14 protein-coding genes are annotated in these 12895 nt (G+C 72.7%); 1 reads left to right on the top strand and 13 read right to left on the bottom strand.

The features are described 5' to 3' along the window. Positions 1–38: 38 nt before the first annotated feature. The 8 genes from ACYU7L_RS18990 to ACYU7L_RS18955 all read right to left on the bottom strand — a co-directional run bounded on the left by ACYU7L_RS18990 (position 39) and on the right by ACYU7L_RS18955 (position 6233). Positions 39–614 (bottom strand): rhomboid family intramembrane serine protease, encoded by a 576-nt coding sequence (locus ACYU7L_RS18990; RefSeq protein WP_460800036.1) that lies wholly within the window; start codon positions 612–614, stop codon positions 39–41. 10 nt (positions 615–624) lie between these two features. Continuing rightward, entirely contained in the window at positions 625–1305 is a 681-nt protein-coding gene (locus tag ACYU7L_RS18985) for a dihydrofolate reductase family protein (protein ID WP_460800034.1), read from the bottom strand. Further along, entirely contained in the window at positions 1287–1880 is a 594-nt protein-coding gene (locus tag ACYU7L_RS18980; protein WP_460800031.1) for a class III extradiol ring-cleavage dioxygenase family protein, read from the bottom strand. Before ACYU7L_RS18980 ends, ACYU7L_RS18985 begins: the two co-directional genes overlap by 19 nt. 25 nt (positions 1881–1905) lie before the next feature. Next, positions 1906–2769, bottom strand: a complete 864-nt coding sequence (folP, locus tag ACYU7L_RS18975) for a dihydropteroate synthase (RefSeq protein WP_460800029.1) — start codon at positions 2767–2769, stop codon at positions 1906–1908. Beyond that, complete coding sequence (locus ACYU7L_RS18970; RefSeq protein ID WP_460800027.1) at positions 2766–3821, bottom strand: glucosyl-3-phosphoglycerate synthase; 1056 nt, start codon at positions 3819–3821, stop codon at positions 2766–2768. Before ACYU7L_RS18970 ends, folP begins: the two co-directional genes overlap by 4 nt. 111 nt (positions 3822–3932) lie before the next feature. Next, positions 3933–4724, bottom strand: a complete 792-nt coding sequence (locus ACYU7L_RS18965) for an SDR family NAD(P)-dependent oxidoreductase (protein WP_460800023.1) — start codon at positions 4722–4724, stop codon at positions 3933–3935. Continuing rightward, complete coding sequence (locus ACYU7L_RS18960) at positions 4714–5385, bottom strand: TetR/AcrR family transcriptional regulator (protein WP_460800021.1); 672 nt, start codon at positions 5383–5385, stop codon at positions 4714–4716. Before ACYU7L_RS18960 ends, ACYU7L_RS18965 begins: the two co-directional genes overlap by 11 nt. Beyond that, positions 5382–6233, bottom strand: a complete 852-nt coding sequence (locus tag ACYU7L_RS18955; RefSeq protein ID WP_460800019.1) for a TetR family transcriptional regulator — start codon at positions 6231–6233, stop codon at positions 5382–5384. The genes ACYU7L_RS18960 and ACYU7L_RS18955 overlap by 4 nt, the downstream gene beginning before the upstream one ends. A gap of 198 nt (positions 6234–6431) precedes the next feature. On the opposite strand from ACYU7L_RS18955, the gene ACYU7L_RS18950 reads away from it, so the two are divergent. Continuing rightward, the gene (locus ACYU7L_RS18950; protein WP_460800017.1) at positions 6432–7688 is read left to right on the top strand and encodes an acyl-CoA dehydrogenase family protein; all 1257 of its coding nucleotides are present in this window, start codon (positions 6432–6434) and stop codon (positions 7686–7688) included. On the opposite strand, the gene ACYU7L_RS18945 is transcribed toward ACYU7L_RS18950, so the two are convergent. The 5 genes from ACYU7L_RS18945 to ACYU7L_RS18925 are packed head-to-tail and all read right to left on the bottom strand — an operon-like array spanning position 7685 to position 12895. After that, the gene (locus tag ACYU7L_RS18945; protein WP_460800015.1) at positions 7685–8509 is read right to left on the bottom strand and encodes a crotonase/enoyl-CoA hydratase family protein; all 825 of its coding nucleotides are present in this window, start codon (positions 8507–8509) and stop codon (positions 7685–7687) included. The genes ACYU7L_RS18950 and ACYU7L_RS18945 overlap by 4 nt on opposite strands. Then, entirely contained in the window at positions 8509–9666 is a 1158-nt protein-coding gene (locus tag ACYU7L_RS18940) for an acyl-CoA dehydrogenase family protein (RefSeq protein WP_460800013.1), read from the bottom strand. The genes ACYU7L_RS18945 and ACYU7L_RS18940 overlap by 1 nt, the downstream gene beginning before the upstream one ends. Continuing rightward, entirely contained in the window at positions 9663–10586 is a 924-nt protein-coding gene (locus ACYU7L_RS18935; protein WP_460800010.1) for a crotonase/enoyl-CoA hydratase family protein, read from the bottom strand. The genes ACYU7L_RS18940 and ACYU7L_RS18935 overlap by 4 nt, the downstream gene beginning before the upstream one ends. 4 nt (positions 10587–10590) lie before the next feature. Beyond that, on the bottom strand, positions 10591–11769 hold the full coding sequence (locus ACYU7L_RS18930; RefSeq protein WP_460800008.1) for a thiolase family protein: 1179 nt from the start codon (positions 11767–11769) through the stop codon (positions 10591–10593). A 10-nt stretch (positions 11770–11779) separates the two neighbouring features. Then, positions 11780–12895: a branched-chain amino acid ABC transporter permease gene (locus tag ACYU7L_RS18925; RefSeq protein ID WP_460800005.1), complete on the bottom strand. Its 1116-nt coding sequence runs from the start codon at positions 12893–12895 to the stop codon at positions 11780–11782.

Below are 12895 nucleotides of genomic sequence, written 5' to 3'. Positions count from 1 at the left end.
CCGGTTCTCCAGCCATTACGTCGCATTGTTTCGGGGAGTCAGTCGTTGCGCGTCCACCACGCGGCGAGCCCGCCACCGAGCGCGCCGAACAGGTGTCCCTGCCACGACACCCCGGGCTGGCCGGGCAGCACGCCCCACAGCAGCCCGCCGTACGCCACCAGCACCAGCACGCCCAGCGCGATCTGCCCCGGCCGGCGCGTGAACAGCCCGCGCAGCAGGAGGTGCACCAGCCACCCGAAGACCAGCACGGACGCCCCGAGGTGGATCGTCCACGGGTCGGCGGTCAGCCACACGCCGGCGCCGCCGATCAGCCAGATCGTCGCGGTCACCACGGCCCAGTGCTGGACTCCCGACAGTAGGATCAGGAAGCCGAGCACCAGCAGCGGCACGGTGTTGCCCGCGAGATGCCCCCACCCGACGTGCAGCAGCGGCGCGAACAGGATCCCCGCCAGCCCCTCGTCGGAGCGCGGGCGCACCCCGAGCCCGTCCATCCGGTTGTCGAGCAGCGTGTCGAGGAGCTCGAGCGCCCACAGCAGCGCGACGAACCCGAGGATCACGCGCATGGCCGTGCCCCACGCGGCGTTGCGGCGACGGGCCGGCGCGACCTGACTCATGCCCCCAACGCTAGACGTGCCTGCCAACCAGCCAGCGCGCGAGCAGGGTGCCGTCGTGCTCGAGGAGCGTGTGCAGGGTGAGGGGTACGTCGAGCGCCGGGCCGGTCGTGATCCGCGGATGGACCCCGCCCACCAGGCTCGGGACCACCGTGGCGCACAGCTCGTCGACGAGGCCGGCCGCAAGCAGGTCGCCGAGCAGCGTCGGCCCGCCTTCGCCGAGCAGCTGGCGCAGGCCGCGGTCGTGCAGCGCGGCGACGAGCCCCGGCAGGTCGACGGCGCCGTCGCCGGTGACCAGGACGTGCTCGTCCCCGAGCTCGGCGCGGGCGGCGGCCAGGCCGGGGGCGCCGGCACAGGTCGCCAGGAGTACGGCGCCCGCGGGTGCGCCGCGCAGCGTCTCGGGGACCTCGCCCCGCCCGCTGACCACGACGATCGGCGTGGCGCCCGGCCCGTAGCCCTCGGCCCGCGCCGTACCCGCCCCCACCACGACCGCGTCCGCCATCACCCGCAGCGCGTCGAAGACCCGCTTGTCGGCGGCGTTGTTGATCGACCCGGAGTGCCCGTCGGCGCCGGTCGCCGCACCGTCGACGGTGGAGACCATGTTGACCCGCAGCCACGGGGAGCGCGGCGGGGTCGCGTAGAGCGTGGCGAGGTCGGGGTCCGCGCCCGCGGGGATCAGGACACGCACTGCCACCGCACCACCCACCACTGCACGCCGTAAGGGTCGCCGGCCCACACCACCTCGGCCTCGCACCGCCCGGTCACCACGCGCCCCAGCGTCCGCAGCGCGGGGACGCCGCCCGCCAGCAGCTCGGCCCCGAGCACCTCGTCGATATCACGGAGCACCTCCACGTCGGCCCGCGCCAGGGCCGACCCGATCGCCTCGTCGAACGCGAACGCCCGCTCGTCCAGGTGCCCCGGCGCCTTCTCACCGCGCCGAGCGGAGCCGTCGGCGACGACCAGTACTTCGGCGTCGGTGATGTCGAGCAGCGTGCCGGGCTGGGTCGCCTCGATGATCTCGCCGGCATACCCCGCATCTGCGAGCAGCGAGCGCGCCACCCGCATCGACAGCGGCTCGGTGACACCGTGCGCAACGCTGACCGGGTCCGGCGCGGCTCCGAGCACGACCACCCGGGAGACCCCCTGGCCGGTCAGCCACGCGACCGCGTCGACGGCGGCCGCGCGCATCTCGGCGACCGGGTCGGTGAGGCTGGCGTACGACGCGAGCAGGGCCAGCGCGGACGGGACGACGACGACGCGGGCGGTCATGCCGCCCACCTCGGGCACGGGCGGCTCATGCCAGCCCCCGGATCGCCCGGGCGGGTGGCCGACGCCCGGCGATCGTCCACACCATGTCCACGGTCTGCCGGGTCTCGACGACCTCGTGCACGCGATAGATCCGCGCCCCGGCGAGTGCGCAGACGGCGGTGGCGGCCAGCGTGCCGGTGAGCCGCTCGCCGACGGGCAGGTCGAGGGTCTCGCCGACGAAGTCCTTGTTGGACAGCGACACCAGCACCGGCCAGCCGGTCGCGACCATCTCGCCGAGCCGGCGGGTGAGCTCGAGGGAGTGGAAGGTGTTCTTGCCGAAGTCGTGGGCCGGGTCGATCACCACCGAGTCCGGGTGCACGCCCGCTGCGATCGCGCGCTCGGCGTAGGCGACGGTGTCGGCGATCGCGGCCGCGACCACGTCGTCGTACTCCATCCGGTGCGGGCGGGTCCGCGGCGTCACCCCGCCGGTGTGGGTGCAGATGATCGCGGCGCCGTGCTCGGCCGCCACGTCGACGAGCTCGGGGTCGGCGCCGCCCCAGGCGTCGTTGAGCACGTCGGCCCCGGCCTCGCAGGCCGCGCGGCCGACGGAGGCGCGCCAGGTGTCGACGGAGATCACCAGGTCGGGGAAGGCCTCGCGCACCCGCGCCACGAAGTCCACGACGCGGCCGCGCTCCTCCGCCTCGTCGATCTCGGCGCCGGGCGCGGCCTTGATCCCGCCGATGTCGACCATCTCGGCGCCCTGGGCCACGACGTGCGCGACCCGCTCGAAGGCCTTGTCCTCGGCCCAGGTCGCGCCCTTGTCATAGAACGAGTCAGGGGTCCGGTTGACGATCGCCATCATGATCGTGGCGTCGTCGGCGAACTCATGGCGCCCCAGCCGCAGCGTCATGCCGTCGCCCCCGATCCCGATGCCGATCCCCCGGTCGTGTGCCCGAGGGCGCGCTCCGGCGCGTCGCCAGGCACACGACCCGGCCGCGACCCGGCTCCCCGTGATCCAGTGCCCCCCGGCAACGCGCCGGCGGGCGGCCGCTCCCCCGTGCCGACGTCGCGCACCAGTGGCGCGATCGCCCCGTCGTCGCCGCGCGCGTGGCCGAACTGCTGCAGCAAGACGGTGTTGTGACCGTGCGCCCCGGCGCGCCGCTGGGCGGCGGCGATGATCTGGGTGGCCATCGCGCCGAGGTCCTGCAGCGCCTGGTGGCGGTGCGCGCGCCGGCCGAGGTCGACCTGCGCGATCGCGTCGAGCCCGGGGCCGCGCGCCGTGTCGATCAGCGCGGCCAGCTCCACGGCGTACCCCGTCGGCACGTGCAGCGACTCGAAGAGCGAGCGCCGCACCGCCCACTCGCCGGCCAGCGGCTGCACCAGCCCGGCCAGCTCGGGGAAGAGCAGCGCGATCAGCGGTCGGGCGACGAGCTCGGTGACCCGCCCGCCCTCGTACGCCGCGGAGGCCGGGGCCTGCGCAGCGGTCTCGAGCATCGGGCGCTCGTAGAAGCCCTTGACCAGCGCCACCTCCGGCGTGGTCAGCAGCGGGCCGAGCAGGCCGGGGACGAAGTGGGAGTCCCAGTCGAGCAGGTCGGCGTCCATGAACACCAGCACGTCGCCGGAGGTGACGAACAGCGACTTCCACATCGCCTCGCCCTTGCCCGGCATCCAGCCCAGGTCGGGGCGGATCTCGGAGGCGCGGTGCACGACGGCGCCCGCGTCGGTCGCGACGGCGTAGGTGTCGTCGGTGGAGTCGGAGTCGATGACCACGATCTCGTCGAGCAGCCCGACGGTGTCGACGAGCCGCTCGCGGACCCGGGTCACCACGTCGCCGACGGTGGCGCCCTCGTTGCGCGCCGGCACGACCAGGCTGACGCCGGTGCCGGCCTTGGCCTGCATCAGGTCCTCGAGGGACCAGTCCTGCCAGCGGTGCGTCCGCCGCGCGAACCAGTCCTCACTCACTCCTGCACCCTAGCCAGTGCCCCCACCGACCCGGGTCGTGTGCCCGAGACCGCGCCCCGGCGCGCGCTCAGGCACACGACCGAGGTCTGGGTGGGGGGAACGCCCGGCCACTCAGAAGACGCTGTAGCCGCCGTCGATGACGACGGTGCTCCCGGTCTGGTACGACGAGGCGTCGCTGGCGAGGTAGACGGCGATGCCGGCGAAGTCCTCCGGCTGCCCCCAGCGCCGCGTCGGCACCCGGGTGAGCACCCGGTCCGCGAAGGCCGAGGAGTCCTGGGCCGCGACGGTCATGTCGGTGGCGATCCACCCGGGCAGCACGGCGTTGACCCGGATCCCCGAGCGGCCCAGCTCGACGGCCGAGGAGCGCACCAGTGCGGTGAGCGCCGCCTTCGTCGCGCCGTACGCGTGGTTGCGGCCCGCTCCCTCGATCGCGGCGAGGCTGGCGACGGCGATGATCGACCTGCCACGGGCGGCGGCGCCGTCCTCCGCGGCCTGCTCGGTCATCACCGCGGCGGCCTCACGCATGGTCCAGAACGCGCCGTCGAGGTTCGTCGCCAAGGTCGTGCGGTAGTCCTCGGTGGTCGAATCGACCAGCTTCGCGAGCGGCAGTCCCACGCCGGCGTTGACGACCACGACGTCGAGGGAGCCGAGCAGCCGGGCGGCCTCCCGCATGCCGGTGCGCACCTCGTCCTCCTGCGAGACGTCGACGCGCTGCGCGTGGGCGGTGAGGCCCTCGGCGACCAGGGCCTCCGCCGCGCCGCGGACCTTCGCCTCCGTGCGGCCCCACAGCGAGACGGCGGCGCCGGCACCGGCGAGCCCCCGGGCCATCGCCAGTCCGATCCCGGACCCTCCCCCGGTCACGACGACGCCGCGCCCGGTCAGGTCGAAAAGCTCACTCGTCATGTCCAGCTCCCTTGTTGTCGTCACGCAGGCGGCGCACCAGATCCGGTGACGCTCCCACCGTGTGCGCCGCGATCTCGGCGTACTTGCGCGCCAGCGCCGCCGGGGAGACCTCTCCCTCGGGGTGGTACCAGACGGCGATCGCCTGGACCATCCCGATGAGGGCCCGAGCGGTGTCGCGCGCGGAGCGTACGTCGAAGTGCCCGGCGTCCATCCCCGCCTGAACCGCCTCGACGAGCAGCTGCTCGACCTCGCGTCGGCGCTCGACGTAGGCAGCGCGCCGCTCGGCGCTCAGCGACCTGATCTCACTGTCGAGCGCCGCCAGCTTGGTGCTGTGCGCCATGTAGCGCACCAGCGCCTCGATCAGGTTGAGCAGGCGCTGCTCGGTGTCGTCCCCGGCGTCGACGACCGCGGCACGGCACAGCCCCGCCAGCCGGTCGATCGAGAGCATCTGGAGCGTGTGGAGGATGTCCTCCTTGTTGGCGTGGTGGTAGTACAGCGCCGGCACCGTCACCCCGACCCGGCGGGCGATGTCGCGCACGGTCGTGCCGTGGTAGCCGTGCTCGTTGAAGGCGTCGAGCGCCGCGAGCAGGATCGGGCTGAGCTCGAGTTGCACCGACGAGCGCCAGGCGCCCCCGAGAAGGGTGTCGTCGACCTGGGTCACGGCCGGTACCCCACGATGCCGAGCGAGAACTGGACGTACTGCGTCGCGATCTCCTCCGGGGTGAGCGGCCCGCCTGAGCGATACCAGTTCGCCACCGCCACGCACATCGTCACCACGGCGCGGGCGGCCTCGTGCGGCACCGGAGTCCGGAACAGACCCTCCCGCACGCCGTTCTCGACCTCGTCGTCGAAGAGCTGCTGCTGGGCCGTGCGCAGCGCGGCGTGGCGCCGCCGCTCACGCGGAGCCAGGCTGCGCAGCTCGCTCGTGCCGAGGAAGGCCAGCTCGCGGCGGTGGGCGTGGAAGAGGGTGAGCGCCTCGACCAGCAGCGAGAACCGCTCGACCGGGCCCGTGCCCTCGGCCCGAGCCGCCTCCCCTCGGGCGAGGAGGTCCTCCATCGCGTGCTCGAAGAGCGTGTTGAGCATCGCCTGCTTGCTCGGGTAGTAGTGGTAGAGGCCCGGCACGGACAGCCCGCAGCGCCGCGCGATGTCTCGCACGGAGGCTCCGTGGTAGCCGGTCATCGTGAACGACTGGAGCGCTGCCAGGAGGGCGGGGTCGTAGGCCAGCGGCGGGAAGGTGCGCCAGTCCCGAGGGTCCACTGCCGGGGGGTGCTCGCCGACGTGCTGGCCGGCCAGCTCGGGTGACAGCTCAGCGGGATCCACGTCGAGTGCGCGGGCCAGCTGGACCACTCGCGCCGGGCGGGCGCCGGCCTTGCCGGTCTCGATCTGGCTCAGCGTCGCCGCACTCACGCCGGCGAGCTCCGCGAGACCGCGCAGGCTCAACCCCTTCGCCTGCCGCATCGTGCGCAGCAGCGGCCCCACCTCGGGACCCAGCTTGTCCTCGCGCAACACCCACCGACTCCTCATCCGCCGTGCGGCACCTCCGGCCGACTCCCATGAAGCGTACAAGAGGTTTAGCGACTCGATCGCTCACTCTGGCCAAACAGTCGAAACTGGTCACTTCTCAGCGTAGACAAGCCCGACACGCCACTACTAACCTAGCGCTCACTCTGTATCACTAAACACTCACGGCAATGAAGGGCTACCGCCATGGACTTCGCGCTCCCCGACGGGATCCAGGACTTCCTGGACGAGATCGACGCCTTCATCGAGAAGGACATCGCTCCCCTCGAGCAGGAGAACATCCAGTACTTCGACCATCGGCGGGAGTGGGCCCGCACCGACTGGGAGGCAGGCGGCACACCGGCGAAGGCGTGGGAGGAGCTGCTCGCCGAGATGCGTCGCCGTGCCGACGACGCCGGCTTCCTGCGCTGGGCACTCCCCGAGGACCTCGGTGGCCGGGGTGCCTCCAACCTCGAGCTGGCCATCGTGCGCGAGCACCTCGCCCACCGGGGCCTGGGCCTGCACAACGACCTGCAGAACGAGTCCTCGATCGTCGGCAACCTGCCGTTCGTCCACATCGTCCGCGACTTCGGTACGCCGGAGCAGCGCGAGGAGCTGCTCGAGGGCATGATCACCGGCGACGTCATGGTCGCCTTCGCGCTCACCGAGCCCGACCACGGCAGCGACGCCACCTGGATGGAGACCAAGGCGGTCCGCGACGGCGACGAGTGGGTCATCGACGGCGCCAAGCGGTGGAACTCCGGCGTCCACCACGCCACCCACGACGTGGTCTTCGCCCGCACCAGTGGCAAGGACGGCGACGCGCGGGGGATCACGGCGTTCGTGGTGCCGATGGACACGCCGGGCCTCGAGGTCACCAGCTATGACTGGACCTTCAACATGCCGACCGACCACGCCAACGTGGCCGTCCGCGGGGTCCGGGTCCCGCACTCCGCCATCCTCGGGGAGGAGGACAGCGGGCTGATGATCGCCCAGCACTTCCTGCACGAGAACCGGATCCGCCAGGCGGCCTCGAGCCTGGGCGCCGCGCAGTACTGCATCGACCGCGCCGTCGAGCGGGCTCGCACCCGGGTCACCTTCGGCGAGCCGCTGGCGAAGCGCCAGGCGGTCCAGTGGCCGCTGGTCGAGCTGCACACCGAGGCCGAGATGGTGCGCGGCCTGGTGCGCAAGGCCGCCTGGACCCTGGACCGGGCCGGCGACCCCACCGAGGTCAGCGAGTTCGTCTCGATGGCCAACTTCCGCGCCAACCGGCTGGTCTGCGAGGCCGCGGACCGCGCGATGCAGGTCTTCGGTGGGGAGGGCTACTCGCGCAACCAGCCCTTCGAGCACATCTACCGCCACCACCGCCGCTACCGCATCACCGAGGGCGCCGAGGAGATCCAGATCCGCAAGGTCGCCGGCACGCTGTTCGGCTTCATGGGCCGCCGCAAGGCGCACGCCTAGCCGCGGTCGTGCAGGCGGCGGTTGACCACCGCCGCCTGCTCGTCGGTCCCGATCAGGGAGGCGATCACCTCCTGCTCGGCCGCCAGGCCGGCGGCGAGGTCGACCCGCCCGGCCAGGCCGACGAGCCGCTTGATCCCGCGCGTTGCCGCGCCGCTGTGCCCGGCGATCTCGCCGGCGAGGGCGGTCGCGGCGGCCAGCGGCTCGTCGGCGACCCGGGTGGCCAGGCCAAGCTGGACGGCCTCCTCCCCCGACACGCGTCGCCCGGTCAGCGCCAGCTCCAGCGCCCGGTCGCGACCGACCAGCTCGGGCAGCAGCTGGGTGCCCATCATGTCCGGCACGAGACCCCACTGGACCTCCATCAGCGCGAGCTTGGCGTCCGGCGCCACGATCCGGAGGTCGGCGCCCAGCGCCAGCTGCAGCCCTCCACCGAGCGCGACGCCGTGCACGGCGGCGATCACCGGCGCCTCGACGAGCGACCAGACGTGGACGGCCTGCTGGGCCAGCGCCTCGGCGGCCCCGAGTGGCTCACGCCGCGGCAGCGTCGGGCGCTCGCCCGCAGCGGTCTGCCCGGCCCCCTGGGCCATCAGTGCGAACTGCTCCAGGTCGAGACCGGCGCAGAACGCCCGCCCCTCGCCGCTGAGCACCACCGCGCGGACGTCGTCGCGTCCGATCAGGGAGGTGCCCGTGGCGACCAGCGCCTCGAACATCGCCGGGTCCAGCGCGTTCATCTTGTCCGGACGGGTCAGCCGCACCTGGGCGACGCCGTCGGCGACCGTGCAACTGACCCGGGCCGGCGCCTCGTGCCCGGTCGCGGCGCCCATCAGCGCCGGCCCACGATGTCGCGGCCGATGATGTGGCGCATGATCTCGTTGGTGCCGCCGTAGATCCGCTGGACCCGGGCGTCCTGGAAGGCCCGCGCGACGGGGTACTCCAGCATGTAGCCGTAGCCCCCGTGCAGCTGCAGGCACTGGTCGACGAGACGGCCCTGCACCTCGGTGGCCCAGAGCTTGGCCTTGGCCGCGTCGACGGCACCGAGGTCGCCCTCGTTGTAGGCGAGCAGCGCCTTGTCGACGAAGGCCCGGGTGACGTCGAGCTCGGTGGAGAGGTCCGCGAGCCGGAAGCGGGTGTTCTGGAAGTCGGCGACCGGCTGTCCGAACGCCTGGCGCTGCTGGGTGTAGTCCAGCGTCGTGGCGAGCACCGCCTCGGAGGCGGCCACCGACCCGACAGCGATGGAGAGCCGCTCCAGCGGCAGGTGCGACATCAGCTGGCGCAGGCCGCCGCCCTCGACTCCGAGCAGGTTCGCGTCGGGCACGAAGACGTCCTCGAAGACCAGCTCCGCGGTGTCCTGGGAGGGCAGGCCGATCTTCTTGAGCTTGCGGCCGCGGGAGAAGCCGGCCATCTCGCGCTCGACGACCAGCAGGCTGAAGCCCCGCGACCCGGCGTCGGGATCGGTGCGCACGACGACGACGACCAGGTCGGAGTGGATGCCGTTGGTGATGAAGGTCTTGGCCCCGTTGACCACCCAGCCGCCCTCGACGCGGGTGCCGCTGGTGCGGATGCCCTGCAGGTCGCTGCCGGTGCCGGGCTCGGTCATCGCGATCGCGCCGATCAGCTCCCCGGCACACATCCGCGGCAGCCAGCGCTGCTTCTGCTCCTCGGTGCCCAGCGAGACGAGGTAGGGGATCGCGATGTCGTCCTGGAGCGAGAAGCCCGACGTGAGCGAGGCGGCGTGCACCTTCGCGAGCTCCTCGAGGACCACCGCGCGGTAGCGGTAGTCCGCGCCCACACCGGCTCCGCCGTACTCGGTCGGCGTGGAGAGGCCGATGATCCCCTGCTTGCCGGCGGCCAGCCAGACGCTGCGGTCGATCAGCCCCTCCTCGTCCCACCGCTCCACGTGGGGCGCGACCTCGCGCGCCACGAACTCGGCGACGACGCCGCGGAAGGACTCGTGGTCGTCGGTGTAGAGGCCACGCCTCATGACTGCTCCTCAGGTCGGGTGCGGGTGGCCGGGCTGACCACGGGCGGCTGGTACGACGGAGCCGGGCGGCCGGCGAACAGGTCGGGGAGGTCGGCGGAGACGGTCAGCGGGAAGCGCGCGGGCCGCTTCTCCAGGAAGGCGGAGATCCCCTCGGCCGCGTCGTCGCTGGTGCCGCGGACCGCCAGGGCGTGGGTCTCGATCTCGTGGGCGGCCATCGGGTGCTCGGCGCCCCACATCCGCCACAGCATCTGGCGCGAGAGCGCCACCGAGACCGGCGCGGTGTTGTCCGCGATCTCGCGCGCCAGGCCGTAGGCGACGTCGAGCAGCTCGTCACGCGGGTGCAGGCTGCGCACCAGGCCGGCGGCCAGGGCCTCGCTGGCAGGGAACACCCGGCCGGTGAACACCCACTCCAGGGCACGCTGCATGGGGACGACCCGCGGGAGGAACCACGACGAGCACGACTCCGGGACCAGTCCGCGCCGGTTGAAGACGAAGCCCATCTTGGCGTCGTCCGCGGCGAGGCGGATGTCGGCGGCCAGCGTGAGGGTGATGCCGACGCCCACGGCCGGACCGTTGATGGCCGCGATCAGCGGCTTGTCCATCTCGAACATCCGCAGCACGACGCGGCCGCCGCCGTCGCGGCGCGGGGTCGCGGCCTCCCCTACGGGTGCCTCGCCTCCCCACTCGTCGAAGGCCGCGGCCCCGGCGCTGAGGTCCATCCCGGCGCAGAACGCGCGACCGGCTCCGGTGATCACCACCGCCCGGACGTCGTCGTCGCGGTCGCACGCGTCGAGCGCCGCCAGCATCTCGACCTCCATCCGGTCGGTGAAGGCGTTGAGCGAGGCGGGCCGGTTCAGCAGGATCGTCGCGATGCCGTCGCTGACGGCCAAGGAGATGTCTGACAGGGAGATGTCCTCCACGGGATCAGAGCCGCTCGATGATCGTGGCGTTGGCCATGCCGCCGCCCTCGCACATCGTCTGCAGGCCGTAGCGCCCACCGGTGGCCTCGAGGTGGTGCAGCATGGTGGCCATCAGCCGGGTGCCGGACCCGCCGAGCGGGTGCCCCAGGGCGATCGCGCCGCCGCAGGCGTTGAGCTTGGCGGGGTCGGCGTCGAGCTCCTGGGCCCAGGCCAGCGGGACCGGCGCGAACGCCTCGTTGACCTCGTAGGCGTCGATGTCGTCGATCGACAGCCCCGAGCGCTCGAGCGCCTTGCGGGTGGCCGGGATGACGCCGGTCAGCATCAGCAGCGGGTCCGACCCGGTCACCGCGAACGTGTGGAACCGCGCCCGTGGGGTCAGTCCCAGGGCGGCCGCCTTCTCCTCGCTCATGATCAGCGCGGCCGACGCCCCGTCGGTCAGCGGCGAGGAGTTCCCCGGGGTGATCACCCAGTCGATCTCGGGGAACCGCTCGGAGAAGCCCGGGTCCTGGAACGCCGGGCGCAGCCCGGCGAGCCCTTCGGCGGTGGTGGAGGCGCGCACGGTCTCGTCGACGGTGTGCACCGAGCCGTCCGGCAGCGTCACCGGCACGATCTGGGAGTCGAAGCCCCCGCCGGCCGCGGTGGTCGCGGCCCGCTGGTGGGAGGTCGCGGAGTAGGCGTCGAGGTCCTCACGGGTGAGCTTCCAGCGAGCGGCGATCAGCTCCGCGCCGATCCCCTGGTGCGCCAACCCCTCGGGATAGCGCGCCGCCAGCGGGCCGTGGGCGTCGCCGCCCTGGGCGCTCATCCCCATCGGAACCCGGCTCATCGACTCCACGCCACAGGCGATCGCGATGTCGTAGGCGCCGGCCATCACGCCCTGGGCGGCGAAGTGCGCGGCCTGCTGGCTGGAGCCGCACTGCCGGTCGATGCTGGTGCCGGGCACGGACTCCGGGAAGCCGGCCACCAGCAGCGCGGTGCGAGCGACGTTCAGCGCCTGGTCCCCGACCTGACCCACGCAGCCGGCGATCACGTCGTCGACCAGCGCCGGGTCCAGTCCGTTGCGCTCGACGAGCGCCTGCAGGGTGGTGGCCAGCAGGTCGGCTGGGTGCACCCCCGACAGTGCGCCGCCGGGCTTGCCCTTGCCTGAGGCGGTGCGGACGATGTCGACGATCACGGCGCTGTTCATGGGATCTCCTCTAGGACTTGTCGGCCGTGGCCAACGGGGGGACGGACTTGGTGAGGCTCGGACCGGCCGAGCGGCTGCTCAGCGGGCCACGCTTGCCGGGGATCCGCTCCACGACCGGCCGTAGCCCGGCCCGGGCCAGCCCGGCGATGCCGAAGGGCATCACGAACATGAAGAGGATCAGCGAGACGCCGTAGACCAGGCCGGCCGCCGATGCGTTGACGTCCGCGGTCCACTCGGGGACGTAGGTGATGAAGAAGGCCCCGAAGACCGCCCCGCTGAGCGTTCCGAGCCCGCCCACCACGATCAGCGAGATGAACGCGATCGCCATCACCAGACCGAACGAGTCCGGGCCGACGAACTGCACGACGTACACGTAGAGCACGCCCCCGACCCCGGTGTAGGCCGCCGAGATCGCGAACACGGCCGTCTTGGTCCGCGAGCTGCGCACCCCGAGGGTCCGGGCCACGGTCTCGTTGTCTCGCACTGCGACGAGGGAGCGGCCGATGCGTCCCGTCGCCAGCCGGCGGGTCAGGATCCACGCCACCAGGACGGCGGCGAGGCACAGCAGGTACACCCACTGGTCCCGCTCCAGACCCGTCCACTCGGGCGGCTCCGCGGTGTAGAGCGAGATCCCCTCCTGCCCCTGGGTGAAGTCGTCGAGCCGCTTGATGGCGGCCGGCGTGACGATCGCCAGCGCGAGCGTGACCAGGGCGAGCTGCAGGCCCTGCAGGCGCAGCGCGGGCAGCCCGAAGAGGTAGCCGAGCACGAAGGTCGCCACGACCGCCACCGGCAGCACCGCGAGGTAGTGCCAGCCCTCCTGGATCAGCACCGCCGCCACGTAGGCGCCGGTGGCGAAGAAGGCACTGTGCCCGAGCGAGATCTGCCCGTTGAATCCGGTCAGCAGGTTGAGTCCCATGCCGACGACGGCGTAGATCATCACCATGCTGAGGTCGAAGTTCACGTAGGGCGCCGAGTTGAACGGCACCAGTGCCGCGGCACCGGCGACGGCGACGAAGACCGCCGCGCGCAACCAGATCGGCGCGTCCAGCACCGCCTGCGACTCGCGCAGGGCGAGCAGCCTGCTCGTCCATGCCCGGACTCCGCTCGGGGCACCTGTCCTGACCAT

Source organism: Nocardioides pacificus, assembly GCF_054775955.1.
Note: the sequence above shows the minus strand (reverse complement) of the source record. Positions and strands in the feature narration are given on the sequence as shown.

Coding starts and splice junctions, on each gene's coding strand:
- ACYU7L_RS18990 (WP_460800036.1), bottom strand. CDS start 614: ATGAGTCAGGTCGCGCCGGCCCGTCGCCGCAACGCCGCGTGGGGCACG.
- ACYU7L_RS18980 (WP_460800031.1), bottom strand. CDS start 1,880: ATGACCGCCCGCGTCGTCGTCGTCCCGTCCGCGCTGGCCCTGCTCGCG.
- folP (WP_460800029.1), bottom strand. CDS start 2,769: ATGACGCTGCGGCTGGGGCGCCATGAGTTCGCCGACGACGCCACGATC.
- ACYU7L_RS18965 (WP_460800023.1), bottom strand. CDS start 4,724: ATGACGAGTGAGCTTTTCGACCTGACCGGGCGCGGCGTCGTCGTGACC.
- ACYU7L_RS18950 (WP_460800017.1), top strand. CDS start 6,432: ATGGACTTCGCGCTCCCCGACGGGATCCAGGACTTCCTGGACGAGATC.
- ACYU7L_RS18945 (WP_460800015.1), bottom strand. CDS start 8,509: ATGGGCGCCGCGACCGGGCACGAGGCGCCGGCCCGGGTCAGTTGCACG.
- ACYU7L_RS18940 (WP_460800013.1), bottom strand. CDS start 9,666: ATGAGGCGTGGCCTCTACACCGACGACCACGAGTCCTTCCGCGGCGTC.
- ACYU7L_RS18930 (WP_460800008.1), bottom strand. CDS start 11,769: ATGAACAGCGCCGTGATCGTCGACATCGTCCGCACCGCCTCAGGCAAG.
- ACYU7L_RS18925 (WP_460800005.1), bottom strand. CDS start 12,895: ATGGTCAGGACAGGTGCCCCGAGCGGAGTCCGGGCATGGACGAGCAGG.